General features: G+C 36.5%; 30 protein-coding genes and 1 pseudogene. 4 read left to right on the top strand and 27 right to left on the bottom strand.

All coding sequences use genetic code 11. From position 1 onward, the window contains the following. The first annotated feature begins 41 nt into the window (after positions 1-41). Positions 42-860 (top strand): CPBP family intramembrane glutamic endopeptidase, encoded by an 819-nt coding sequence (locus QU661_RS03800; protein WP_304990390.1) that lies wholly within the window; start codon positions 42-44, stop codon positions 858-860. 76 nt (positions 861-936) lie between these two features. Here QU661_RS03800 and QU661_RS03795 read toward each other — a convergent pair whose 3' ends face one another. The 5 genes from QU661_RS03795 to QU661_RS03775 all read right to left on the bottom strand — a co-directional run bounded on the left by QU661_RS03795 (position 937) and on the right by QU661_RS03775 (position 5,503). After that, positions 937-1,203: a DUF2700 domain-containing protein gene (locus QU661_RS03795; protein WP_304990389.1), complete on the bottom strand. Its 267-nt coding sequence runs from the start codon at positions 1,201-1,203 to the stop codon at positions 937-939. Between the two features lie 320 nt (positions 1,204-1,523). Then, positions 1,524-2,801 (bottom strand): O-acetylhomoserine aminocarboxypropyltransferase/cysteine synthase family protein, encoded by a 1,278-nt coding sequence (locus tag QU661_RS03790; protein WP_304990388.1) that lies wholly within the window; start codon positions 2,799-2,801, stop codon positions 1,524-1,526. Between the two features lie 91 nt (positions 2,802-2,892). Then, on the bottom strand, positions 2,893-4,257 hold the full coding sequence (locus tag QU661_RS03785; RefSeq protein ID WP_304990387.1) for an FAD-dependent oxidoreductase: 1,365 nt from the start codon (positions 4,255-4,257) through the stop codon (positions 2,893-2,895). Between the two features lie 117 nt (positions 4,258-4,374). After that, complete coding sequence (locus QU661_RS03780) at positions 4,375-5,001, bottom strand: NAD(P)H-dependent oxidoreductase (RefSeq protein ID WP_304990386.1); 627 nt, start codon at positions 4,999-5,001, stop codon at positions 4,375-4,377. After that, the gene (locus tag QU661_RS03775; RefSeq protein ID WP_304990385.1) at positions 4,982-5,503 is read right to left on the bottom strand and encodes an NADPH-dependent FMN reductase family protein; all 522 of its coding nucleotides are present in this window, start codon (positions 5,501-5,503) and stop codon (positions 4,982-4,984) included. The genes QU661_RS03780 and QU661_RS03775 overlap by 20 nt, the downstream gene beginning before the upstream one ends. A gap of 189 nt (positions 5,504-5,692) precedes the next feature. Here QU661_RS03775 and QU661_RS03770 point away from each other — a divergent pair. Then, positions 5,693-6,387 (top strand): annotated as a pseudogene (locus tag QU661_RS03770) (integrase core domain-containing protein). Between the two features lie 152 nt (positions 6,388-6,539). On the opposite strand, the gene QU661_RS03765 reads toward QU661_RS03770, so the two are convergent. From QU661_RS03765 to QU661_RS03750, 4 genes are all read right to left on the bottom strand, one after another. Next, positions 6,540-7,400: a nitroreductase family protein gene (locus tag QU661_RS03765; protein ID WP_304990384.1), complete on the bottom strand. Its 861-nt coding sequence runs from the start codon at positions 7,398-7,400 to the stop codon at positions 6,540-6,542. A 15-nt stretch (positions 7,401-7,415) separates the two neighbouring features. After that, a complete protein-coding gene (locus QU661_RS03760) occupies positions 7,416-8,417 on the bottom strand; it encodes an NADP-dependent oxidoreductase (protein ID WP_304990383.1) in 1,002 nt (333 codons plus the stop codon). A gap of 12 nt (positions 8,418-8,429) precedes the next feature. After that, positions 8,430-8,849 carry an Rrf2 family transcriptional regulator gene (locus QU661_RS03755; RefSeq protein ID WP_304990382.1) on the bottom strand — a complete coding sequence of 140 codons (420 nt, stop codon included), beginning with the start codon at positions 8,847-8,849 and terminating at the stop codon, positions 8,430-8,432. Between the two features lie 162 nt (positions 8,850-9,011). Then, entirely contained in the window at positions 9,012-9,224 is a 213-nt protein-coding gene (locus tag QU661_RS03750) for a hypothetical protein (protein WP_304990381.1), read from the bottom strand. Positions 9,225-9,300: 76 nt separating this feature from the next. Between QU661_RS03750 and QU661_RS03745 the strand changes: the two genes are divergently transcribed. Continuing rightward, positions 9,301-10,323, top strand: coding sequence for a hypothetical protein (locus QU661_RS03745; RefSeq protein ID WP_304990380.1), 1,023 nt, complete (start codon positions 9,301-9,303; stop codon positions 10,321-10,323). Positions 10,324-10,348: 25 nt separating this feature from the next. Here QU661_RS03745 and QU661_RS03740 read toward each other — a convergent pair whose 3' ends face one another. The 8 genes from QU661_RS03740 to QU661_RS03705 all read right to left on the bottom strand — a co-directional run bounded on the left by QU661_RS03740 (position 10,349) and on the right by QU661_RS03705 (position 16,697). Continuing rightward, entirely contained in the window at positions 10,349-10,981 is a 633-nt protein-coding gene (locus tag QU661_RS03740) for a hypothetical protein (RefSeq protein WP_304990379.1), read from the bottom strand. A 208-nt stretch (positions 10,982-11,189) separates the two neighbouring features. Further along, the gene (locus QU661_RS03735; protein ID WP_304990378.1) at positions 11,190-11,651 is read right to left on the bottom strand and encodes a flavodoxin; all 462 of its coding nucleotides are present in this window, start codon (positions 11,649-11,651) and stop codon (positions 11,190-11,192) included. Positions 11,652-11,751: 100 nt separating this feature from the next. Further along, on the bottom strand, positions 11,752-11,976 hold the full coding sequence (locus QU661_RS03730; protein ID WP_304990377.1) for a hypothetical protein: 225 nt from the start codon (positions 11,974-11,976) through the stop codon (positions 11,752-11,754). A 55-nt stretch (positions 11,977-12,031) separates the two neighbouring features. After that, positions 12,032-12,958, bottom strand: coding sequence for an NUDIX hydrolase (locus QU661_RS03725; RefSeq protein WP_304990376.1), 927 nt, complete (start codon positions 12,956-12,958; stop codon positions 12,032-12,034). A 72-nt stretch (positions 12,959-13,030) separates the two neighbouring features. Then, positions 13,031-13,801 carry an NAD(+) synthase gene (gene nadE, locus QU661_RS03720; protein WP_304990375.1) on the bottom strand — a complete coding sequence of 257 codons (771 nt, stop codon included), beginning with the start codon at positions 13,799-13,801 and terminating at the stop codon, positions 13,031-13,033. A gap of 48 nt (positions 13,802-13,849) precedes the next feature. Further along, entirely contained in the window at positions 13,850-15,331 is a 1,482-nt protein-coding gene (locus QU661_RS03715; RefSeq protein ID WP_304990374.1) for a nicotinate phosphoribosyltransferase, read from the bottom strand. 13 nt (positions 15,332-15,344) lie between these two features. Beyond that, on the bottom strand, positions 15,345-16,148 hold the full coding sequence (locus tag QU661_RS03710) for a phosphoribosyltransferase family protein (RefSeq protein ID WP_304990373.1): 804 nt from the start codon (positions 16,146-16,148) through the stop codon (positions 15,345-15,347). Positions 16,149-16,187: 39 nt separating this feature from the next. Continuing rightward, on the bottom strand, positions 16,188-16,697 hold the full coding sequence (locus tag QU661_RS03705; RefSeq protein WP_304990372.1) for a cysteine hydrolase family protein: 510 nt from the start codon (positions 16,695-16,697) through the stop codon (positions 16,188-16,190). 513 nt (positions 16,698-17,210) lie between these two features. Here QU661_RS03705 and QU661_RS03700 point away from each other — a divergent pair. Continuing rightward, complete coding sequence (locus tag QU661_RS03700) at positions 17,211-18,599, top strand: TrpB-like pyridoxal phosphate-dependent enzyme (RefSeq protein WP_304990371.1); 1,389 nt, start codon at positions 17,211-17,213, stop codon at positions 18,597-18,599. Positions 18,600-18,688: 89 nt separating this feature from the next. Here the strand turns inward: QU661_RS03700 and QU661_RS03695 are convergent, their stop codons facing one another. From QU661_RS03695 to QU661_RS03650, 10 genes are all read right to left on the bottom strand, one after another. Further along, a complete protein-coding gene (locus QU661_RS03695) occupies positions 18,689-19,597 on the bottom strand; it encodes a hypothetical protein (protein WP_304990370.1) in 909 nt (302 codons plus the stop codon). Between the two features lie 172 nt (positions 19,598-19,769). Beyond that, positions 19,770-20,111 (bottom strand): hypothetical protein, encoded by a 342-nt coding sequence (locus tag QU661_RS03690; protein WP_304990369.1) that lies wholly within the window; start codon positions 20,109-20,111, stop codon positions 19,770-19,772. Positions 20,112-20,277: 166 nt separating this feature from the next. Further along, a complete protein-coding gene (locus QU661_RS03685; RefSeq protein WP_304990459.1) occupies positions 20,278-20,664 on the bottom strand; it encodes an SMI1/KNR4 family protein in 387 nt (128 codons plus the stop codon). Next, entirely contained in the window at positions 20,637-20,804 is a 168-nt protein-coding gene (locus tag QU661_RS03680) for a hypothetical protein (protein ID WP_304990368.1), read from the bottom strand. Before QU661_RS03680 ends, QU661_RS03685 begins: the two co-directional genes overlap by 28 nt. A gap of 582 nt (positions 20,805-21,386) precedes the next feature. Next, complete coding sequence (locus tag QU661_RS03675) at positions 21,387-22,427, bottom strand: IS30 family transposase (RefSeq protein WP_304990367.1); 1,041 nt, start codon at positions 22,425-22,427, stop codon at positions 21,387-21,389. 9 nt (positions 22,428-22,436) lie between these two features. Next, on the bottom strand, positions 22,437-24,002 hold the full coding sequence (gene mobP2 / locus QU661_RS03670; protein ID WP_304990366.1) for a MobP2 family relaxase: 1,566 nt from the start codon (positions 24,000-24,002) through the stop codon (positions 22,437-22,439). A 29-nt stretch (positions 24,003-24,031) separates the two neighbouring features. Next, positions 24,032-24,310 carry a hypothetical protein gene (locus tag QU661_RS03665; RefSeq protein ID WP_304990365.1) on the bottom strand — a complete coding sequence of 93 codons (279 nt, stop codon included), beginning with the start codon at positions 24,308-24,310 and terminating at the stop codon, positions 24,032-24,034. Continuing rightward, positions 24,310-24,744, bottom strand: a complete 435-nt coding sequence (locus tag QU661_RS03660; protein ID WP_304990364.1) for a hypothetical protein — start codon at positions 24,742-24,744, stop codon at positions 24,310-24,312. Before QU661_RS03660 ends, QU661_RS03665 begins: the two co-directional genes overlap by 1 nt. A 246-nt stretch (positions 24,745-24,990) precedes the next feature. Next, positions 24,991-25,413 (bottom strand): hypothetical protein, encoded by a 423-nt coding sequence (locus QU661_RS03655; protein ID WP_304990363.1) that lies wholly within the window; start codon positions 25,411-25,413, stop codon positions 24,991-24,993. After that, complete coding sequence (locus QU661_RS03650; RefSeq protein WP_304990362.1) at positions 25,413-25,727, bottom strand: hypothetical protein; 315 nt, start codon at positions 25,725-25,727, stop codon at positions 25,413-25,415. Before QU661_RS03650 ends, QU661_RS03655 begins: the two co-directional genes overlap by 1 nt. Positions 25,728-25,918 lie beyond the last annotated feature (191 nt).

Genomic DNA, 25,918 nt, shown 5'->3' with positions numbered 1-25,918 from the left:
TTTATGATATCATATAAACTAAATGATTGGAGGCAAATAAATTGGATACAAAAAAATCACCTTTAAAAAGATTACTTTTTTTATTTCTACCATTTATATTTTTATTTGTATATGACATATTGGCATCTTTGGTAGCCGTTGTTATCGAAAGAGGCCTCACATTATTCTCAGTTAGCAATAAATTTCTGAGTTCAAGCGCAAGCTTTATGGATGCATCTATAGCTTTCGTATTATCAATTATATGCTATATATTCTACCGCATAGTTTTTACAAAAAGAGAGCCAGAAGTTCTTATAAATAAACCAACTGGAGTAATATATGCTATAGTACTCGGATTCGGTGCGGGAGGAATATCAAGCATTTGGCTAAACGGTATGTACATTCTTGCTGATTATTCGCCTTTCCTTGCAAAGCAAGTTAAAGGATTTGATTCGCTCTATAGTGATATGGAGAAAGGTCCATATATATGGCTATTCCTCGCGATTGTTGTAGTTGGACCGATAATTGAGGAGATACTTTTCCGTGGCATCATCTTTAGTAGCTTTGAGAACACAACGAAAAACTCTTGGTTTCCTGTACTCGCAACTGGTATTATATTTGGTGTATGGCACGGTAGCTTTATCCAAGGCGTTTATACTGCAATAGTAGGAATCATCTTAGCATACTACATGAAGAAGTGTAGATCTTTATTTCTTGTTGTGTTAGCACACGGCGTTAACAATATAGGTGGCACATTACCGCCATCTTTGGATACAGATTTCAATAATATGCTTCTAAATGTTATTGCATATGTGTGTATAATACCGACACTTGCAATCTTGTATCACTTACATCACAAGGGCAAGAAGGTATCAAATTAATATACTGTAGGTATTTGATTTGATATATAAGATACCCACTACAAAGTATCCTTCGTGCTAATGAACGTATAATAACTTATTTCCTAGGGATTAATAAACCTATAGTCATTCCTAATATCTCCCCGAGAGACATTCCAATAGCCATTCCTAAACTGGACTTACCAAATATCAAACCAGCGATCATACCAAACAAAATACCTATAATCATACCGGTAGCCATATAATCTCCTTTGTATTTTTTAGTTACTCCCCTTCTAACAATTGTAAATATCATAACAGCGATACATAGCACTGTTAAAATTATAGTATATTTACCAATTACCAAATAATTACTATCACTCACAAGTTTCTCTCCCTTCGTTGTTACTCACTCTCTTTATTAAAAGCTAAACTATTTCTTATTGATACCTTGTTTTCTAATCTAATATATAATAATTAAGCAACACATTGATTTATTTCCGTGTTCTGACTAATCATAACATGTGAGTATTAGATTTAAAATAATTTAGATGATTATCATATTCTTAGTGCACTGTTTGTATTATTACTTATCCCAATATGGCAACTAAAAAAGAAGTTTCTGTACCTCGGAAAATTGACTGGTATAGAAACTCCTTTTTAGATAATTCTATTAAATTAATTTAGTAAGCTGTATTCACGCAATTACTGCTCAAGAGCCTGATTAACGTCAGCGATTATATCATCGATATCCTCGATACCTACTGACATTCTCACTAAATCCTGAGAGATTCCAGCTGCTGCTAACTCTTCATCGTTCATCTGTCTGTGAGTAGTAGATGCAGGATGTAGTACGCAAGTTCTTGAATCAGCCACATGTGTAACTATTGCTGCAAGCTTAAGCGAGTCCATGAACTTAATAGCTGCCTCTCTACCACCTTTAACTCCAAATGCGATAACTCCACAAGATCCGTTTGGAAGATATTTCTGCGCGAGCTCATGCTGGCTATCGTTTTCAAGTCCGGAGAACGATACCCAAGCTACCTTAGGATGATTCTCAAGGTGTTTAGCGAGAGCAAGTGCATTCTGGAAGTGTCTTTCCATTCTTAGATGTAGCGTTTCAAGCCCAATTCCTAGATAAAAAGCATTCTGAGGTGACGGAATAGATCCGAGGTCACGCATTAGGTTGGTTGTCATCTTTACAATATATGCAGCATTGCCAAAGCTCTCTGTATAAACAGTGCCATGATATGTCTCGTCAGGTGTTGTTAGACCTGGGAATTTATCGCTATGCTTAGTCCAATCGAAGTTACCTGAATCTACAACTGCTCCACCAACTGAGTTAGCGGTACCATTCATATATTTTGTGGTTGAATGTGTAACGATATCAACACCCCATTCGAAAGGTTTACAGAAAATTGGTGTAGGGAATGTATTATCTACGATTAGTGGTACTCCATGCTTATGTGCTGCATTCACAAATTTTTCAATATCTAGTACACTTAGTGAAGGATTCGATAAAGTCTCACCGAATACAAGTTTTGTATTAGGCTGGAACTTCTTCTCTAACTCTTCAGGTGAAATATCGGGTTCAACAAAGGTCGACTCAATGCCCATCTGCTTCATAGTGTGTGCGATTAGATTGTATGTTCCACCGTATATAGCGGAACTAGAAATAATATGATCACCTGCGCTTGCAATATTCATCATCGCATAGAAATTTGCAGCTTGACCAGACGACGTAAGTATAGCTGCAACGCCACCCTCTAGCTGACAAATCTTGTTTGCCACTGCATCATTAGTGGGGTTAGAAAGTCTAGTATAGAAATATCCAGACTCTTTTAAGTCGAATAGATTTCCCATCTGCTCTGATGATTCGTACTTAAAAGTGGTGGACTGAACTATTGGAACTACTCTCGGCTCTCCATTCTTTGGCTCGTAACCACCCTGTACGCATACCGTGCTAGTTTTGTAATTTGTCATAAAAGTCCCTCCTTTTTGTATCCAAGTAACTATATATTTTTTATCCGTGAATTGCAAGATACTTGCTGAGTAGTTAATTAAATGACATTAATTACTTAATCGAGCTAAACAAGTCATTGAGTGCTTCCGCCATTGTCGGATGTGTAAATATCTGATTTGCTAGCACTCTGTATGGCTGCTTTGCAATCATAGCTGTAACTACGATATTGATAATTTCGTGTGACTCCTCGCCAAAGAGAACCACTCCAAGAATTTGATCCGTATCCGCATCAACAATAGCCTTGTACACGCCCGTCTGATTTCCAAGAATCTTTGCCTTTGGAATAGCCGTTACAGGCAAGGTCGCAACCTTCACGTTATAACCCATTTCCTTTGCGTCCTTTTCACCAAGACCAACTTTAGAAAATGTAGGATGCAAAAATGCAGAGAACGCAATACCCTGTCTCTCTTTTCTCGAGTAGCTTCCATCCCCATCCAAATAACTTTTCACAATGCGGAAATCATCGAGAGAAACGTATGTGAACTGCGGTCCGCCGTTGATATCTCCCATTGCGAAGATATGTGGCTTGTTAGTCTGCAGGTGATCATTTACATTGATAAATCCACGCTCTGAAACCTCAACTCCAGCATTCTCTACATGCAGGTCCTCAACATTTGCTCTTCTGCCAGTAGCAACTAGTAGCGCATCTGCCCTGAGCTCTTTGCTTACACCATTTTCGGTATAGGCGATTAAAACTTCATCATCGCTCTGCTCAACATGATTAATTTCTGAATTGAATAGAATATCAACACCTAATGACTTATATGATTCATATACAACGTCCGCCACATCGTCATCTTCTCGTGGTAGTAGTCTATCTCCCTTGTCAATAATCGTTACTTTAGTTCCAAACTTTGCATATGTTGCTGCAAATTCTAATCCTATAAATCCGCTACCTAGAATAGCTAGCGTTTCAGGGAATTCCTCGAGGTCCATCAGCGTTTCACTCGTATGAATGTGGTTTCCTATTTCAAGACCTTCAACATTAGGAATAAATGGTCTAGTCCCAGTATTGATAAAAATCTTTTCAGCGAATATCTCATATGAATCCGCGCCATTATCAACTAGGATTGTATGATCGTCTTTGAATGAAGCTTTACCATCTAGAACTTCTACGTTTTCATTACTTTCAACCTTATCGTAATTTGCTTTATTCAGCTTCGATATAAGATTCTTCTTACCAAGCACAGATTCTTTATAATATGCTCTATTATCAGCATTGCTATAAGCCTTTCTATCTGCACAAGTTGCTAAGAACTTAGAAGGGATGCAACCAACGTTGATGCAAGTTCCACCATACATCTCTGGCGATTTCTCTACAAGAACGGTTTTCTCACCTTCATTTCCAAGATAGTTAGCCAGCGTCTTTCCAGCTTTCCCAAAACCAATTATTATATTATCTACCTTTTTATTCATCTTTGTTATACTCCTTATTGCAAGTTTAAATTGTGCACTATTCATTCAAACCATACCATATTGCACAATGTATAATATGTTGAATTGTAGAAGTTTTTTTCAATTGAAAAATATAATCTATTTCCTAAATATATCCTTCTTTTTTAAGCCATTCTTCTTAGCCCTCGGAATCCAATACATTCTATTAGCTTGATGCTTCCATATAAATCTTGGCCAATTAGGCTTAATATATAAATCTTCTCCTGAGTTCTGTCTATTGATGTTTGCGGCAAACACTTCTAAAGCATCGCCTAAATTTTTATTCGGTCCATGTCCGAGTGGTACTTTTTCTAGAAAAGGCAGCATCTCACCAGCTCCACAACCTATTCCTTGCCCCCAAACAAAACCAGTGTCATTACACCAAAACTTCATCTGCTGAACGGCAATATGATTCTGTTCACCTTCATAAAATCCATTATTCACAATTAAATATATAATGCAATTACCGTTTCTATAATTTTCACTTATTTTCTCCATAAGATACAGGATGTGAGATGGAATACTATCAACGTATAGAGGAAAAGCAAAAATGAGTATATCTGCTTTAACAATTTCTTCAACATTCTTATCTGCTGATTTAAAGCTCTCCACATGAATAATCTTCACTTCATTTTTCTCTTGTATGAGTGGCATTAACAACTCTATAAGTAATCCCGAGTTACTCTTACCGCGTCTTGGACTACCATTAACAATTGTGAGTTCCATATGATAACCCCTTTCTCAAGGCCTCTTCTTCACAGTCATAGAAGCTAATTTTACTAGCGGCTACATCAAAGTTAATTGCATTAGCCTCTATTAGCCGTATAGCGATTTCCTTTTCCTTATATGAAATTTCTTTTCCATAAAAACTAACAATAAGATTAAACTTATTACGATAGCGCTGCTTATGATGTGTTTCATTTTGTTTTATTTTGAAAAAAGGAAGTAAATAAGGAATGCTTCGGTCCATTACATTTTTTATAAAAGGGCTATATCCTCCACAGAAACAGTGACTGATGACAATGACATTTTCTGCCGCCCCAAGTAACGCCCCCATATTTTGATAGTCATCATTTATCACACATTTGCCTGGTGTCTTTATCCAACAGCCGAAGCACCCCATACAACTTCTTATTGAGCTGTTATTTGAAATGATCTTTATATCATCATTCTCTCCAATAAATTTATCAACTTCAATTTTGCTTAAATCATGAATTAGTAAATTCATCTTGTATCTCCTATATTTCTCTGATGATACATAATATTATACTCCATTTGATCTTTCAAAATCCTCTAGGTTTCTACTATACAAATATAAGTATATGTAGCTCTACAATAGATGTGAGACCTCAGGTATAGAAAAAAGCGATTGAGTCCGTTAGAATGGTTTTACCACAAAATCAACTAACGAAAGGACATTCAATCGCTCACGAACAGTATAACACATTCTCAACGATATCTCCCACATACTATCGATACCAGATTCTATGCTGTAAAGCTATACCGTGGTGGTAACTCTGTACAATTTGTCTGCCGAAAATACCATATATCAAAAGCGTCTCTTATGCACTGGAACAAACGATTTGACGGAAGCAGAGACTCTCTTAGAGATAAGTCTCATCGACCAATCAGCACTCACCCCAAGCGCTCATACGGATATGGACCTCAAGTGGATCAATGATCTATTTATCCATATCGTGAACAAAGCAGCTACAGTACAATTGACTTTGTAAAACGCGCAATAGTCTACTTTGGGTATAAGCCTAAAATCATCCCAACTGATAATGGTTTTGAATTTACATATCCCAGAGATTGTAGCCGTATACATCCGTTTGATCGCTTTTGTGAAAGCATAGAAATTGACCACAAACTTATTCGGCCAAGAACTCCATGGCACAACGGAAAGGTGGAACGCGCCAGAGAAATGATCAGGAGCGATTCTATAACTTTCTGAGTTTCTACTCTTTCTAGGATCTGAAAGAGCAGATGTACAGATATATGCGTCGCTCAAATCGAATTCCGATGGCTGTACTCGGCTGGATATCTCCTATTGAGAGGCATTCACAACTCAAGGCGCAACTTATCACTCACTTTGGTAAAACAATTCAATGATATCATATGGCTTTTTTATTTTTACATATTTGGTCTCACATTATTGACTAATGTACACTTGTGAGGTAGTTATATTAGTCGTAATTTTTATGATAATGAATCTGCCGTAACACACACTACATAGCTTATTCAATAGGTAAATATAATTATGCCTATTTACTTCCCACGAAGGAAATAACATAGTGCATCTCCTCCGGAACATCAAACTCTGTATCTATATTCTCAAATTTCCCTTCTAGTCCATCGCTCAATAGCGTCTGATGGAAATGCGATAAAGCAATACCAACATCAAGATGCTTTATCTTCTTCATGTCATCACTTATGCTGTTCTTATAGTTGCAGAAGAAATGGAATGTTTCCCCCTCCTTAATTACAGCCCATGGTTGTGCATTAGTTGAGCTGGGTGCTAATCTTAACATCTCTAGTGCCTCAACGTATTTACCAGCATCTGCTTCAGTAAGCGGCTGTGTGAAGTCACCATCGTAGAATATATCACTCCATGCTTTTCTCTTTTTAGATCCCAGGCTTGCTCTAGTAAATTTCTCTATAAACGAACGCTTCTCTCTACTATATCCAACTGGACATATACACGGGAATAGCTCCTTATCGCTTATATTCATTGCCTTTTCAAAGTCTTTTCTACTAAATGTTGCTGCAAGCCACACAGTGCCAAGTCCCATCTCAGTAGCATAAAGAATCAAATTTTCAAACTGATATCCAATAGCCTCCATAGCATAGGGTTCATCATTAACTGTGATTGCTAAATAATCCTTAGCACCTTTTATCGTTCCATAAGTACCAAGTTTTACACTGTCTGCTCCCTGTTCTTTGCTGATATACTGCACCTTAACATTTACATCAAAAGGATTATTCAGCGTATTATTAAATTCCATAAGCTTAGTTTTATCAGCATCAGTTATAGATTTCTCCTGAAAGCTCCTCGTACTAACACGTTCATTAATCGCCTTTTTAATATCTATTGGCATTTTTTCAACTTCTATAAATCTCATCATAATCCCCTTCTATTATTACATCATCGAAATAACTGTTTTACCTTTAGAACGTCCATTTGCAACTTTATCTAAGGCGTCATTTACATCATCAAAATCAAATACTGTATCAATTGATGGTTTAATTTTTAGCTCTTCAAAGATGTTTGAAACTTCTGTTAGCTGTTTACCATCTGACTTTACAAATATAAAATTGTACGAAACTCCATATTTATCAGCCATTTTATCAAATTTACGACCAGCGATACCAAATACAAACTGCTTCCAAACCGGTAAGTTCATACGCTTTGCAAAAGAACCATTTGGCATTGCTCTAAGGGATACTAGCTTTCCACCCTTTTTAAGAATAGACATTTGCTTCTCGGTTTCTTTGCCTCCAAGGGTATCAAGCACATAGTCTACACCTGATACAACCTCTGAGTAGTCTTCGGTCTTATAGTCAATAAATCTTGTAGCACCTAATTCAAGAACTCGATCCCTATTCTCTGCACTTCCATTCGTGATTACTATTAAACCCTTAGCTTTAGAAATTGGAATGGCCATAGCTCCAACGCTACCAGTTCCACCAGAGATGAATATCGTCTTGCCACTTTCGGCTTCCATTACATCTAGAGCTTGCATGATTGTAAGAGCTGTCAGTGGTACAGCGGCCGCCTCTACATCGCTCAAATACTCTGGAACTATTGCAAGAGCATCTTCATCAACAGCTACATATTCTGCAAAGGCTCCAATTCTATTAAGCGGAAGTCTAGCGAAAACACGGTCATTAACTTTGAACTTCGAGACTCTATCACCAATTTCTTCAACTACACCAACAACCTCATTTCCTGCTACAGTTGGAAGCTTATATGGAACTATCATTTTAACTTCGCCACGAGAAATCATGTTATCAAGCGGGTTAACTCCCGCAGCCGATACTTTGATTAGTACGTCATGTGCTCCCACTGCCGGCTTTTCTATATCCGCAATTTCTACGGCTATATTACTTTTGTTGTACTGTTTTACCTGTGCTGCTTTCATTTTTTATCCTTTCTACTTTGCGCTGTGCAATTTATACATATCATCAATTAACGATTTTAATGTTTTGCCCTTTAAACTTAGAATTAACTGTTTCTCAGATTCTTCAAATATTGGTAACAATGCTTCTCGGATATTTGCACCAACAGGGCACTCTTGGTTAGCAGAATCATGAACGTATAATAGAATCTTATCTAGATAGACCGCGAAATATATCTTATCTAGAGTTAATTCATCAGTCTTTAACTTAAGTGAAATTCCCTTCTTACCTTTTTTACTTTCTATTAACCCTGCTTCCTTTAACAGAAGAAGTATTTTTCGTATATGGCTCGAATTAGTACCAACACTTTTTGCAAGAAGCTCAGAAGTAACGACGTCTTTTGATTCTGCTATGTAAACTAAAATATGAAGCGTCATTGAAAATTTTGTATCCATGTCTTTCCTCTTTCTTTATGTTGTATTAGAATTACAACATGTACTTGCATCGGATACAAGTACATGTATTGTATTTATTGTCATCCATTTACCATGCCCCTCCTATTCATTATAAAACTTACTCACTTGATGCTATTGCATCTGTAAGTAGGTCTTTATAATCTATTTCTGTGTAATATTTATTTTAGCTTCATCGAAATACTGATATACTCCTGATGCAGAAATGAGAGTCGGCAAACTAATATCTATACCTTCAACCCAGCGTAATGCAAACTTATCGTCTGCTATCAGCGTTTCATTTTCTCCTCTACCAAGTGAGCGTTTTCTAGTTTCAATTCCTTCTGGAATGAATTCAGCAATAATTTTTTTAAACATAGGTTTATATATCTTGCTATAATGATATATCATTACATTTTTAAAGCATGTAATTTATGTAGAAAGAGGTCTGTATATGAGCTTTTTATCAATATTTTGGATATTTTTAGGCATTCTCTCTTTTTCTTGTATTATCACGATTTACATATACTTCGAGCTTGCATATTGTGTAAGAACTGTCAAAGATGTTCCTGCATGGATTTACAAGATCGGACAAGCATTTAGGCACCGAAACTTTAATAACTTTGATAATATAACTGACGCAACAGCGCTCAAAGAAGCTACGTTTTTTATTGTACGTCTGATTATTGTGAATCTGCTGTATTTGATTGTAATGTTCCATAAAACTCACAATATACCATATACTACTTATAAATGCCTAAAGGCACAATTTGGACTCGTTATAGTAACGATGTTAATTCAAGGCATTATTAAATTCATATCAGTAATTAGAAATAAATCAAACAAACCCGTTTACGTATATGCTTCAACAAACGCGGTAATTGGCTCAATATTCTTTACCTCATTTGTGTTGGCACTGTGCTTATCAATGTCAGGTATACCAGTAAAGCCTATCAGTGTGCAGCTAGGTAGTACAAACGTGATTATAGGTGAAACGAAAGCTTCTAAATTACTCTCATCCGGTTACACTTTTAAAGACAGAACTGCCGATGACATAATTGTAAACAAGCGAAATGATCACTTCTACTACGGGGATCTCGTAGAGATTACGAAAGATGGAAAATCATACGGACATATGTTCCTTACACCAAACAGCGAAGATATGGATAAGCTCAAGAACTGTGTTGTAACATTTTATAGAATAGCGGCTCAAAACGAAGAATTAGATAAGGTTAAATTCAACAATACTGCTTTATCACAGCTAAGTTATCGTGACTTTAAGACTAAGAGAATGGCATCAACCTTTTCTGTTAATCCATTTTTTTATAAAGAGAATATGGTGGAAAAAACCTTCTATCTAACGCTACAGACAGATGAATACATATTATGGAAATCTTATCGCATTGTGGTTAATTTTAGAAATGACGAATCGCCTTATCAATATAGCGTCGGAGCGCAGCATATAAAATGGGAGTAAGCGTAATGCTACTCCCTTTTCCTATTTACATGCTTTCTAGCAATTCTATTTCTCTATGTAAAATATCCTTTTCCTTCAAAATAGCTATAAGTTTTTCTCGCTGTTTTTTCGATATAAAGCTCCTTGTACAATCATTTTGGGAAGAACTATAGCACTGCCTGATAGCAATCTTAATGTGGGACAACGTAAGTTTATCTCTTTTCTTCTCTAATACTTTTATGAAAACATCCCATACAAATGCTTCTTCATATATACAAAAGAACGATGCTACAGCCTGCAGCACCTTGGGATGTTTTTGTGTCTCAAGCAAATATCTAACGTATTTTTTACTTTCTTCTTCAAAATGATTAATTTTGTCTTCTGTAATTATATCTGAGTCAGCCTTATATAAATGACTTAAATGAATATATCGTGCACAAAAGCTTTGGAGAGTATATACATTGTTCCATATAGTATCAATATCGGTCTCTTTTTTAATTGCTGAGATATACCTATCTGTATTGATAATAAACCAAATCTTTATTGGCTTTGTATTTTTAGTACCAAGCTCTTTGCATGCAGCTCTCATATAATAACTTGAGGCTTTTTTACGTTCTTTCTCATCATTGCTTTCCAGGTTGCATAGTTCATTATCCATTGTCTCAATCGTATATTTCATATCAATTCCTCGTGATATTTAAAATTTATATTTTACACAGTCTACCATATAACAAGAATATTATGGATATAATTTATAAACTCTATTTCCTACATTATGTGTGTAAATCCTATAGGTTTCTACTGTATAAACACAAGTCTATCTATAGACATAAGTTAATCTATCAAAAAAAGACTGACATGATATACCCGGCTTTCAGTCTACAAGGCTATAGGTTTCTTTTTAACCAGTTTTGAAGTTCATCAAAACTGTACCCTCCCTTTAAAGCTAATCCATCTTTTATTATTGAGTTATTACATTCTTTTTTATAATCTTCAATCATTCTCCCAAAACCACCTCCACCATGTGTACAAAATGGAATAATTGTCTTTCCGCTTAAATCAACTTTCCTTAAGAAGGAAAGAACAGGCGGAGCAAAAGTTTTAAGCCAATTAGGGGAGCCTATAAAAATTACTCCTGAATTATCAATAGGCTCTGTCCCTTCAATAAGAGGTGGACAGTATCCCTTTTCAATTTCTTTTCTTGCTTCTTTCACAGCTGTATTATATGAAAATGAGTAGGGTTTTTGTGGTCTTAGTTCTCTCAAATCGCCATCCGTAATTAATGCAATATCTTCTGCAAGTTTTTTTGTTATTCCAGAGTACGAATAATATACAATTAGTGGTTTCAATTATGTCACCTCCATTTATTTTTATATTTCATATAACTTTCTTTGCTTATTATCTTAATATTAACCTACACAATCCAGGCTAAAAGAAGAACTTGTGTTCCTATTTCATATGTAAAGCTCTATTCCAGTACATGTAATCGATATAAAGTGGTGTCACCGTAGCAAGATCATCCAGTTCAGGTAGTTTATCACCGAACCAGTTAAGTGACAATATAATAGCCTGCGGATTTTTACCGCTGTCATCTACCTTTGTTACTTGGCAAGCAGTGTATTTCTTAAAAAGTTCATTGTAAACGCAGTAAATATCTCCAGCCTTTGCTATCATGTATATCTCCTTAGGTTAATTCACATAATTATATAACTTGTCCAGCAGCTTATTTTTAATGATTTGCACTCTTTACGCGGAACAGCATCGCTGGTCTATGTCCATATCCCTCAATTACCTCTCCAGTTTCTTCAACATACTCTGCAACCTTCCTTCTGAAGTTTGCAGACAGGAACTTCTTATCCGTCACCTTTTCAATGGTGCTCTGTAGCTGAGCCAAGGTAAATGACTCTGGCAATAAATCAAACGCAACTCTAAGGTCGTACTCCATCATATCTCTGAGCTCGAGAAGTGACTGGACTATGATTTTGGCATGATCAAATCCTAGCTCGCCGCTCTCTACTATCTGATAGCTCGATACGTGATTGTAACCTTTTCTTGTTGATTTCTCTGACACAATCGCTTTAATCTCAATATTGTCATCACCTTTTATATTGCTATCGGACGAGGTACTGTCAAAAGATAAAGTGAGAATGTGTTTTATTATTTTAGTTGTGCTTGCAGAATCATCAGACGAAATATCCTCACTCTGAAGCTTTACGCAAAACCAGGCTGCATCCCACGCATCAGTATCCGCCCTTAGTGAGCAATTTTCCGCATTAATTAGAGATATGAAGCTATTTGATATAATCCAGCCTCTAGGGTCTCTTCCGGCTTCTGAGTACACCCCTGCTAGGTGTAAAAATGGATTCTCTACGCCTGTTTCCTCAAGGAGTTCACGCTTTGCAGTTTCCTCGATGGTTTCACCTGGTCGTAAAAAACCTCCGGGGAGCGCCCAGACACCTTTGTACGGAAATTGAGATCTCTTGACGAGCAAAAGTTTAAGCTCTCTATTTGCCAGCTTCCTGATATTACTTTGCTCCCCCTCCTGCATTACAGCAAAAGCAACTATATCAGTGGCAACTGATGGACGTTCAAATTGCTCAATATTGTAATCCTCGAGGTATTCCCTCTCTTCAGAACTATTTATGTCGTATGTCATATAGGTCATCTCCCGCTAACCAATTATTCTTTCCATTACTATAATTTCAGTTCTTTAGTAAGTAATTATTAATTATATAGTATCAATTTTAGGATCAAACATAGGCATGAGTTTCAATTTAAATAAATTCTGTGCATGCTTTCTATCTATAATTTCTTTCTTTTCTAAGTCGGTAATCTCGCCTGTCCTAATATATACATCTAGCATTTCATAAGTGAACCCGAGGTTATCTTCATCGGTTTTTCCACACAGTCCATCGATAGGTACCTTGTCAATAAGCACATCTGGCAAGTTTAACAGACGACCAATTTTCTTAACTTCTGTTACAGTCAAATTAGACATCGGACTAAAGTCACCGACAGAGTCACCATATCTAGTTGAATAACCAACCCAATCTTCTGAAAGATTGCATGTATTAACAACCCTACCATTCATGCTTTGACTTATCGCATATACCGTCGACATTCTAATCCTAGGAGGGAGGTTCTCTTTTGTCTGCTTTGAGATCTCTAAGTTCAATCCATTCTTCTTACCTGATTCGATTCCATTCAGTACCCCATCCACGGCAGACTTGATATTAATCTCGATGCTCCGTATTCCTAAATGATTAATTAATAGCCTCGCCATTTCGATATCAGTTTGCTCGCCATTTGGCATAAGCACGCCTATTACACGGTTCCTACCAAGCGCCTCTACGCATAGGGCTGCCGCGATGGAGCTGTCTTTTCCACCTGATATGCCTAGCACTGCATTACAGCCAGGCCCATTCTCCTCGAAGAACCGACGAATCCACGTAATCACTTCAGCTTTTGTCTTTTCTGCATCGAATCTATATTCCCTCATAATCATATCCTTTTAAAATATTACGAAATTATTATTTATTTTTGCCGTTTAAAATTCACCTTCGTGTAGCACAGCTCTTACTTCCGCTAGAGTCTGATTTACTGTAAGTTTACCATCTTTGAAAACTGAAATTAATTCGTTCTTAGGATTTCGGCATACTTCTTCCCAGGTATATTCATCCTTGTAAGTAAACTCACCATTATCATCCTTGAACACAGCACAGCAGCCCTTCTGTGACCTCTTGAATCCACCGTCCTTAGGATTCTTGAAAATGGGATATGGTTTTCCCTCAATCTCGCAGTAAGTAGCTTTAATGCACGAGCTGAAAGTATCTCGTGTAAACGGTTTCAGCACCCCATCTTCTTCGATGCACTGCATTGAAAACGAACCTACACCTAGGGCGACATTAGAACAAGCAAATCCATTTTCCTCGAGTATCCTATACACCTCTTCGCATCTTTGGACAGTTATCGAGTCACCGTAAATTGCTTTTACATGAGGGTCAAGGACCTTGTAGCCCTTACTATTAATCGTTCCTCCAAACTGCTCCCACAGCTTGAAGACAGTTTTAGTTACAACTTCGACGCAGTCCCCAGAATCTCCTCTCATTAGCATGCATCCGTTATGGGCTGTGATTTCAGGCTTTAATTCAGGAAGCACGTTATCTATGATATTCCAGTAGTCATATGAGTCTAAAACGGCACTAAAGCTTGTATTTGGATATATCTCAGTAAGAAGCCTTCTGAGTAAGGTAATTTCATCACCATCTATTGCATAATTGCTACACATAACCGAATGCTCGGTGCTTGGACTTCCAAATGCTACAGACTCCTTCGTACAATCACAATCGTAGTTAGCCTCGAGGTAAGGGATAGTCGGAACGGTAGCGGTATTTAAAAACGATAGGCACCAGCCTGCACCAGCTTTTACGGCAGATTCTACAGATTCTTCGCCTCTGAAGTCAAATGCTCCTAGAGCTCTCGCACGAGGAATATTATCATCACATGTTTTGTCGTAATATTCATTTACAATCTGCCTATACGTATATCCGACAGTTGCAGCGATCATAGGATGCCAGCTTTCAGCAGATATTAAGCTTTCAAGCGACTGAGGAAGCCATGCAAAGTCTGGGTGTGTATTAGTAATTCCGAACATAGGCACATGCATTGGCACTAATGTGCCTTCTGGTAGGGCCACAATCTCAATTGGCAGGTACCCAAGATGATGTAGCTTTTCCACTTTCTCTATTTTATAAGCTTCACTACCAAGCGCGTTATCCATAATCCTTTTATAATCTTCGATTACTTCATCAAAAGGTCTTCCAAAGAACTCATCATTAAAGTAATCAATTAAATAGTTCTTAATAAAGCCTTGAAGTCCGAACATTACAATCTTGTCCCATCTCTTTACGCGGCTCATCCTCGGTGTAAAATATGAAACGGACTTTGTTATTCCTTTAGGTAGCATTTCGGCATGTACAGCCTTGTAAAAATCTATAAGCAGCATAGGATTTATCTTCTTCGCACTCATGATGAACTCCTCTCTAATATTCCCTTACAACCCTAACTGTTCCCTTATCCTGAAATCGATATATGCTATTAGTTGTATAAACATTTCTAACGAGTCCGCTCTTAATCATTTCACCTTCCCAAACTGCATTTTCGAGGTGAGACACATATAGATCAATATCGGCAGCACCCATGGCTTTTAAAGCTTTGGCACTGTGTAAAAACGTTCCGCCCCTCGAGCATATATCGTCGATAATAAGGATATTTTTGCCTGAAACTATATCGGTTTCTCCAAGCACTTCAAGCCCCAATATCTCCCCTGATCTCCAGTCACGCTTCTTCATGCCGAACACATACGGAATATTGCACTTTGATGCTATGTGAGAATACCTTTTCATTGCCCCTTCGTCTGGAAAAAACAGAATGGTATTTCCGTCACTATTCACGGTTTCAAGTAGATGTAAGATAATATCCGTCGGTTCAATAATCGAGATGTTATCGATTAACGCGGTACTGACATTTGAATGTGGGTCAAGTACCTCCACGGTATCGAATTTCAGATCATTGATAAACTCAGCAAAATACTTAAGCGTGAATACTTCATCGGAGTTTTTTACCCTATCCATTCTGGCGTTTGGAATATAGGGCATTAGTAGTTCAATTCTCTTTACCCCATAAGTTCTTAGGTGCTTCACCAGGAAATAAATCACCATGCACTCTTCATCATTATCATAGAGCCAAGTGATTTTAGTATTTTCGCCATCAGACAAGTGTTTTATGAGCATAGTTCCATCCGGAAAATGCTTCAGATCAATTTCTTTATTATCTATACGAATCATATAAGCTCTCCCAATTACCGTTTAAATAACTATATGTGTTTACTTTTCACCTATTACGTTTATCTGACAGCATTTCATGGTAGTTAATGCCGCCTCGTGTGTCTCTGGTGTTACTCCTGCACAGCAGCTCGCATCTACAGTTACATCAATTTCTGGAAATGCTGCTTTGATTATAAGTGCGTTCGAGACTACACATATGTCCGTACAAAGTCCAATAATTTCGACATCTTTAAAATCAAATTTGTTCCAGTCTATGTATCCGAAGCTCGGTTTATTTAAATAAGCAGCACCTTCGACATAAAGTTCTTCCGGAATTTTCCAGCCTTCAGTCTCCTCTATACAGTGTTCTATCGGGAGATGTCTACCCTCATTCGTCTCAAGGTAGTTTTGCTTATGAGTGTCTCTCGTAAAAATTATTTCATCACCTCTAGACTTATATTCAGCAATCTTATTCTTAACATTTTGAACTATGTCCACTGCTTCTTTCGTCCCTAATGCTCCATCTATAAAATCCTTCTGCATGTCTACAACAATCAATGTTTTTTTCATGGTATTCACCTCATCTCAACTTATTATCATCTTGATAATATCTTTATGGCTATAACTTAACATCATTTAGATAATAAGTCAACAGCAAGACGTGATTTAATGTAAATAATTATATGCATAAATACAATCAATCATGGAATATGTTGACTCTCACAGATTTCGATGTTAACATTGTAAAAAATTACAAACCATTGAGGGAGAATAGTAAGCTTAGATGCAGCAGAAGAGAGATTTGCAGATGGTGTGATTGCAGACTGTATGCGCTTTGCTGAATGGTCTCCTGAGGGCAAACTGAACGAGTTTAATATCTAGACTCTATTAGGGGCGACGGAGAAGATACTTCGTAAACAATATCTGCATATGTTAGTATGCGAAGGAGTGGGCGTTTTTACGTCAATGCCGGGTGGCACCGCAGGAGATTCAACTCTTGTCCCAGCAATTTGGGGATGAGAGTTTTTTTATTGCTTTCTTTCACACTTCGCAAGATTAGATGAGATGACAAAGGAGAGTAAAATGTCAAACAACACAAACAACAGCGCACTACCTTATAAGATTTATTTGCAAGAAAATGAGATGCCAACACACTATTACAATGTGAGAGCTGATATGAAAGAGAAGCCCGCTCCACTTGTAAATCTAGGTACGGGAAAGCCAGTAACCTTCGATGATCTGAAACCTGTATTTTGCGATGAGCTTATAGAACAAGAGTTAAACGATACCGATAGATATATCAAGATTCCGGAGGAGATAAGAGACTTTTATAAGATGTATAGACCTTCCCCTCTCGTACGTGCTTACTGCCTTGAGGAGAAACTCCAGACCCCTGCCAAGATTTATTATAAGTTCGAGGGAAACAACACTAGCGGAAGTCATAAGCTTAACTCAGCAATAGCACAGGCTTACTATGCTAAGAAGGAAGGGCTCAAAGGAGTCACAACCGAGACTGGTGCTGGCCAGTGGGGAACTGCCCTATCCATGGCTTGCTCTTACCTCGGTCTAGACTGCAAGGTGTACATGGTTAAGGTTTCATATGAACAAAAACCATTCCGCCGTGAGGTTATGAGGACTTATGGTGCATCGGTTACACCGTCTCCTTCTGAAACTACAGAGGTAGGTAGAAAGATACTGAGCGAGCACCCTGGAACGACAGGAAGCCTTGGCTGTGCGATTTCCGAGGCAGTAGAGGTGGCTGCGACAAGCGATGGACACAAGTACGTACTAGGAAGCGTGTTAAATCAGGTACTTCTACACCAGAGTGTAATTGGTGAAGAAGCTATGACCGCAATGAAGAAGTACGGCATCAAGCCAGATGTAATTATCGGATGCGCTGGCGGCGGTAGCAACTTAGGCGGTCTCATGTCACCATTCATGGGCGAAAAGCTTAGAGGAGAGGCAGACTACCGCTTCATCGCTGCTGAGCCTGCATCCTGCCCTAGCCTTACAAAAGGTCGTTATGCTTACGATTTCTGTGATACAGGACATGTATGCCCATTGGCAAAGATGTACACGATTGGCAGTGGCTACATCCCTGCACCTAATCACGCAGGCGGACTACGCTACCATGGTATGAGCCCAATCGTTTCTGAGCTATATCACCAGGGCGAAATCGAGGCTGTAAGCTATACACAGACAGAAGTCTTCGAAGCTGCTCGTGACTTTGCCAGAGTTGAAGGCATACTCCCTGCTCCAGAGAGTAGTCATGCTATTAAGGCAGCTATCGATGAAGCTCTAAAGTGTAAAGAGACTGGCGAAGAAAAGACCATTCTGTTTGGACTTACTGGAACTGGTTACTTTGATCTCTATGCCTACGAACAGTTTAACGATGGCAATATGACTGACTACGTACCAAGCGACGAGGAAATTGAAGCGAGCCTGGCTACACTTCCAAACATCGAGGGTTAGCGCTGTTCGCTATATTAAATCTTATATGTATAAAACGCCTTCTAAGATTAGGAATAATCTTAGAAGGCGTTTTATATTTATTATGTATTCTAGATTGAAAACCACCTATTATAATTTTGAGCTTCCAGATCTATCTCACCAACAGTCATGCTTGTACGAACATCTGGATTTTTATCAAACCTTTTGCTTAATTCCTTGCTGGCAATGGCTCTAAATTCATCACTAGTCTTTTGTCTATAATAGTCAAAGCAGTCAAAGGTTCCGCTGCAGCAATCTCCCCAATCGGATAAATATCCGATAACTTCAAAGAAACTATCGTTATATTTTTCAAATCGCTTCGTCGCAGTACTCTTTAAATAACCGGAAACGCAATACACAAAGGAATAATAATAGGCTGGATCTCGAAACGAATTGTATTCTTCACTATGAAAGCTCGGATCGATGATTCTCGCATCTCTAACATCGTCAATGCTTGGTTTTCTTGACATTTTAATATCTGTCTGGATATAAGAATAGTATGTTTCCTTGTCGTAAAATTTGCCATCTACAGAGATTAATGCCCCATACCTTCCATCCTCGTATTGAAATACCATTACTGCCCCATTTCTGTATTTACTTTCCACAGGAATGGGTGGAGCAACCCTCTTTTTCGGTTTTTCTTTTTTGACGCTGATTTTTTTAAGGAATTTCTCTAAATGTGCAGTTCTCTGCTTAATGAATGACTTATCAGCACCAAGTTCTTCAAGAACAGACAGGTCCTCTTTATTCCCTATGACTTTCTCTATATCAGATAAAAATGATTCATCTAATTGCCCTACTTCCCACATACATTGCGCAAGAGCAAACATCACGTTAAATCTATCTTCATCATCTATATCTAAAAGCAGGTCTTTCTTTATATCCTCAGGCTCTTCTCCCTGATTATACCTTTCAAAAAATTCATCTTTGATATCAAGAGATGTATCGTTGCCAAAAATGCTTGCGCTCCATGTACCCATAGCTTTCTCCCCTTATCCTTTTATTCTAAGCCAATAAATCACTTAAATCTTACAACAAGAAAAAACAGTAATTGGCAATATTTCACATCAATGATTTTACTTGACACATCTCACTCGATATCAAATTCAACCTCAAATTTAGGATTCTTCAAATTCGGAAACCCGTATTTTTCTACAAAATAGATTTGATAAAGCCTAATACTTGCTTGGAAAATTTGGATTCATCAACTTCTTCGGCTAGCACTAGCGTTATTCTATTTAGCTTTGATGAATATTGCTTATTAATTATTAGTAAAAATGAACCTTCTTCAGAAAGTTCATCTGCATAAAAGCATTTTTCCTCCATTAGCTGAAACATCTCCTCATCTCGGGAAATATAAACATCTGTTGTTTCATCTTCATTATCAATAACGAAGTATGGATTCCCCCAAAACGGAATAGTTTCTTTTATTTTTTCTATAAGAGCATCCTGACTTTTATCAGTATATAAGATGTAATCAACACCTGTAATCATAATTTTACCTGTCTCCTAAGATTCAGTTACATTTAAACAGTATTTCAAGCCATTTCTTTGCATTTTCGCAGCTACCATCTATAGGCGTTGCATGATTGTTTGTAAAAGCTTCCAACTGCCAATCCTCACCACCTACACACCCTATTTGGGTGTATTCGTCTAAAAACTATTGAAATGAGTTTGCCATTACATAGCCGTGCATATCGCTTCCATCATGGCTTAAATATACGATTTTTCCATAGCTTTCTTCTTCCAAATCAATAGCAAATAAATCGCCCTTACTCACTTTTTGGAATGCTAATTTATTGTGAAAGATTTTGTCATATGGATTATTGTAATCAGGATAACAAATATCAATCCAGCCCTTTCTGCTGTCTTCACAGCTAAGTATCGTATCAATTCCGAAGTACAAATTACCCGAAAAAATTTCCACTAACTCTTTTGGTAACTCTAAAAGTTCTTCGTCTTCATGATAGAGATTCCAGAAAAATTCTAAATGCGACGATACATTAAGAAGTACCCACCTTAAGTCATCCGGTAGCTTAGCCCTAATTCCTTTTCAAGTTCTAGTATTTCTTTTTCTGTTGCAGCTTCCTTGCATACTATTTTGCAGGTAATTCCACCCAATTCGTCAACTCTTTCCTTAAAGCAATTAAGTCTTTCTAGGATTATCTCTTTCGTAATTGTATTCATATGCTAAGCTCCCTCGAAAATTTACTAGGACTTTCCATACTGAATATTGCCATATTGAAAAATCCTTTCAGCGTCGCAGACTGCACTAAAATAGATATACGAAGTGTGTCTGTAAGTGCGCCCCATACGGAATTTTTCAATAGTATATAATTTGAATATTTGAATTGTCAAATTTTATATTTTATAATTCTTTAACTTTAAAATAAGAAATAAAAAGATGGCTATGCCATAAAAAGAACTCAAGAAAAGAATAAAACCTACCCAAACAAACTATAAAACATATGTAAATTTCATAATATACCGTATAATTATTATATTCAATACTTATATTTTTTGTGTGTAAATCTTAAATGTCAATAGTTAATTTCCAAATAAATTAAAAATATTAAAATTAAGTCAATTATATATGAATATAGGGTAAATATTAAATATACTAAACATTAATATATATAGTAGAAACTAGAATATCTAATGTCATAGAATTAAAAATATAAATCAACAAACAGAAATTAAGGGGATATTATTGGCAATATCTCCTTATATTTGAATAGGAATGTGTAATTGTGGATAACTTTGTAGATATCATAATAATGCTAATTCTTCTTGAAATAATACGAACGAACACTTGCCTTTAAACAATCGTCTTGGGTAGAAGTTTATCCATTCTTCCACGTTCTTAACTTTGTCTCTGGTAAGGATCTTGTCAAAATCTGATCCTTTTGGCAACCATCTTCTGATTAATAAATTTGCATTTTCATTAGAGCCACGTTCCTGTGGTGATCTGGCATGACAATAATAGATTTTAGTTCTATTACCAACACGATTTATCGCTTTTTCAAGAGCTTCAAAGTCCTTAAATTCAGATCCGTTATCCACAGTAATTGTTTGAAAAACCGAATAAAAACTAGCACCAAGCCGCTTTTCTATTCGATTAAGAGCTTTAGCCACTTCATCAGCAGTGTGAGCTTTCAGCACTTCAATAATTTCATATCGTGTTTTTCGTTCTGTTAGAGCAAGTGCTGTTTTCTTGTTGGTGGATTTTCCAACTACGGAATCCATTTCCCAGTTTCCAAAGGTCTCTCGACCAAGTACCGTTCTATCTCTCTTTTCAATAGATGTACCAGGAGCAATCCGTTTTTGAACAACTTTCTTCTTCTTTCTTTTGTTACTTTTCCCATGTCTAGGCAAGTCAACCATACTAAGATTCTCAAAGTAACCTCTCTTTATTCCTGTATATAAAGTTGTATGAGAAAATACCATTTCATCAAAATATAGCCCATCTTCCTTAATACCAAGAAGTACGGCTTCAGGGCTATATTTGTACTGTACTATCATTGTTTCAACATATTTTTTAAATTCAAGATCAGATATGAGTTTAGGTGTTCTCCCTTTTGCTTTTAATTTATCCTTGTAATTGGCATTAGCAATTTCTGGATCATACCTAATTTCAGTAGTTAAATCTGTATTTGTATGCACATAAGTTGCTCTTTTAATTTCATAATAGATTGTCCTAAGGCTACAGCCTATAGCCGCTGCTATGTCTTTCTTTGAAAAGTTCTTTAAGAGCATCCGTTCTATTGTTAGTCGGTCACTATAAGTTAGGTGCTTAAATTTTTCTCCCATATCAATCCTTTAAGATAATTCATAGTCATCTGTTCTCTTGCTTATATCACGCTGTAATTCCTCATAAGCAGCTTTATTTTTCCACGATTCATAATTCTGCTCTAGGTTTCTTCTTAGTCTGTTGGTGGATCTTTCAATGTATCTGCTGACGTGATAATTTCTTCCATAGTCTTTAGTGCTATAAACCTCTTTCTTGCTTAACATCATAGAACCAAACCTGTTTCCGTTAGCGGCAGATCGATTAAAGTAATTCATAGCACGCACCTTATCCTTTTTAACAAACTCACCCTTTAGATACATAAGCCCTAATCTATTTTGAGCAAAAGAATTTCCCATTTCAGATGCTTTCTCCAGCTTAAATATTGCAGTCTTAGGATCGTATTTTGAACTTGTCTTATCAAGCATTTCTATCGCTTCGCTGACCGTTTTTAGCTGGTTAGATCTTGCCCTATCATATGTTTGCAGTTCTTTAAGTATTGCGTTACCTAGTCTTGGATATAGTCCATCTTTGGGATTATATAGTTTGTTTTCTAAATATGAGTTGTTGCCACCATATGTATTAGCAAATTTTGCCTGTAAATCTTCGATTTCAGACACTATTTGCTTGAATTCGTCTTGGTGGTAGGAAGATATAAAAAAGTCGCTTAAATCGTCAATTTCGCCCTTTAAATGGTGTAGCGTTTTCTGATTATAGTTCCAGTATCTTCTTTCCGTTCCTGTAGCCTTTATTTCTTTGTATAAGTTAATTAATCGCTCTTTGAACTTGTCGTTATTTAGCAAAGAGGTATCTTTTTTGTCTTTTATAATATCTCTGAGCATACTGGATATTTCAATCATCTGCTCCTTGTCTGTTTCAAGTTCACTAACCATTGTGCTTTTTAGTGTTTCTATACTTGACTGTTTAAAAGTTCCTTTATACTGCTCTTTCAGTACCTGATTACCATTTTCATCGAGCAACGGAACTTTTTCCAACTTGCCTGTATCTTGATTACGCTGCATTTTAATTCTTCCATCAGGATTTCTAACCCACTCACGATATATTTTCTTTTCTCTCATCGGAGTTGGTTCAATAGTTGCAATATGGATATGTATATTGTCTGTATTGTAATGAAAAGAAGCAGTCCATACAGCGTTATCTAGTCCTTCTTTATGTAGCATGGCATCAATGGCAGCTCTACTAGATGTTATTAGCTTCTTTTCGTCTAAGATCTTGTCCTTATATACACCAATTTGTTCTAAATAACGATTATCGAAAGATATAACGGTTTGCCACATATTGGATTCATTGTTCTGTGCAGCTTTAAATAAGTCTTTAATTTTTGTTTTTTCATCCAGCGAAAGATGGTCTTTATCTCTGGTAAATAAAGCACTGACTTCTTCAGTAGTATTATTTTTATAATCATCTACCACCGTTTTTTCTTCGTTTTCCATATAACCTAGATATTCTTCAAATAGGTTGTATTGATCCATCTTGTCTTTTCTGGTCGCATTATCTCTATCTATGTAATTAATATACTCAGAAAAAGCTTTACTTCCTGAAGTACAAAATCTTGTCACTGCAACAATTCCAACCATAGGATTTTCCTCTTTCTTTTTAAAGTGGTTTAAATATCTTGTCTATCCAGTAGTTCTCTTATAAGTTCGCTTTGTTCGGCTAAAGTTTCGGCTAATCTATCTGCCTGTGCCTTATATAAGGCTATCATCTTGTCTGTTAGCTCTATATACTTATTATCTAAATTCCTAAGCTCTGGAGCTTTTACATAATCAGCAAGTATTTTATTTACAAGCTCGTTTGTGCTTATTCCTTTAGTCCTAGCTATCTTTTCAAGAGTTGTCTTTGTATATTCGGAAACCCCTCTTACATATAATACTTCACTTCTCATTACTCAATACCTCTCTGAGCCTTCAGATTGTCTTTTTCTTGTTTCGCCTTTGTTATCTTTTCAGATAGATTATCTTCAGCTTCTACTAATACGGTATGTTTAAATCGTCCTTCAGCCGGCATCAACATTTCATTCTTAGATGGTAAAAGCTTAAACAAAAGTGTATTGGTTATGTCTTTCATAATTATAGAGTTCTGTTCAGCTGTCCTTAATCCTAATCGAAGTCTTGTAAAATGCTTGTCTAATTTTTCTGTAACTAAATCAGCGGTCATTTCTGAATATTTAGTCAAATCTAGCTCTCGTTTTCTATATTCGTTATATTCGTTTATCATGAAAATGACTGCATCCACCTCATATTTAAAACCAGTTTCTTTCATAACTTCGTGGATGGTGTCTATTGTCTGTTCTGGTAAATTGTATTCTTTTCTTGCCATTTCCGTCTCCTCTATATAGATTTCTACCGCATAAAATGATACGGTTATAAACCGTATTGCCATAAATTCGTTATAATTTCATACGGTTATAAACCGTATTTATAAGAATTTATGCAAGCATATAAAACCGTTGGCACTGCCAACGTAGCACGTTCCGTGCTATCAGTTTTCCCTTATGCTCTTTATTTATTCGCAGAGCGAAAAATAAAAAAGGGATGAGGGCTAAGCCCTAACATCCCACCTTTACTAAAATTTTAGAAGCATAAGCTTCAAAATTTCCTGATTAAGTTCTACCCTATTTCTATAAAATGGACGGTGTATCATAGTCCATTTACCACCTTCTTCTACAGTGATTACTCCCACATATTTAATTTCATTTAGTATGTTCGTGTACTTGTCTTGAATTAGTTTTTTCTTTTCTTCAGGAATAACGATCCATGACTTGTGAACATACTTTGAATTGTGTTCTGCTTGCACTATAGCTTTCTTAATATCTGACAGTTTAAATTCAAAAGAATTAAACTGAACATTATTCTGGAACATTTCTACTGTCACCAGATCAGCATTACCTTCTCTTATACTGCTCTCAAATTGATACCTTATAGCTCGTCCAGAATAATTGTAATTTTTCCAAAAGGTATCTTTTAACTCTTGTTCGGTTAAGAACATTAGTTGCTTCCATCCTTTTCAGGCAAAATATCAAAATCGAAAACAATTACTTCAAGAAAAGCTTTCCCTTTTTCCTTACTATAAATGTTTTCAATCTTACCGTTAGTTAACTGTATGTAGTCACCCTCTTTAAGTTCCTCTTTAGCTTTCGTGTATGCAGTTCCAACAAAGTTAGCAAACCAAGAGCTATATACAGCATCATCATTTTTATCTTTTCCCTCATAGGAAGATATATGCACTTGCATGGTATTTTTTCTTTTCTCATGTTCATTAACTTTAAAAACTTTAACTTTCTGTGTTTCTGAAATATTCATATATTTCTCTCCTTTCGCTTCAATAAAAAAAGAAAAAGCAAAATGCCTTTTCTTAACTCTACTTATTTATAAAATGACAATCTTATAATGGCTAAACCCATGTGTTTTCAAGGAACTTGAAACGCTGGTGTTTGGCCAAGAAATGCTTTTTCTTAATAGTTAAATAATGATAATTTGATTTAATTCTTCTA

The sequence above is a fragment of the Mogibacterium neglectum genome, from assembly GCF_030644205.1.
GTDB classification, from domain to species: domain Bacteria; phylum Bacillota; class Clostridia; order Peptostreptococcales; family Anaerovoracaceae; genus Mogibacterium; species Mogibacterium neglectum.
The sequence above is the reverse complement of the archived record's forward strand: the minus strand, read 5'-3'. Positions and strand labels throughout refer to the sequence as shown.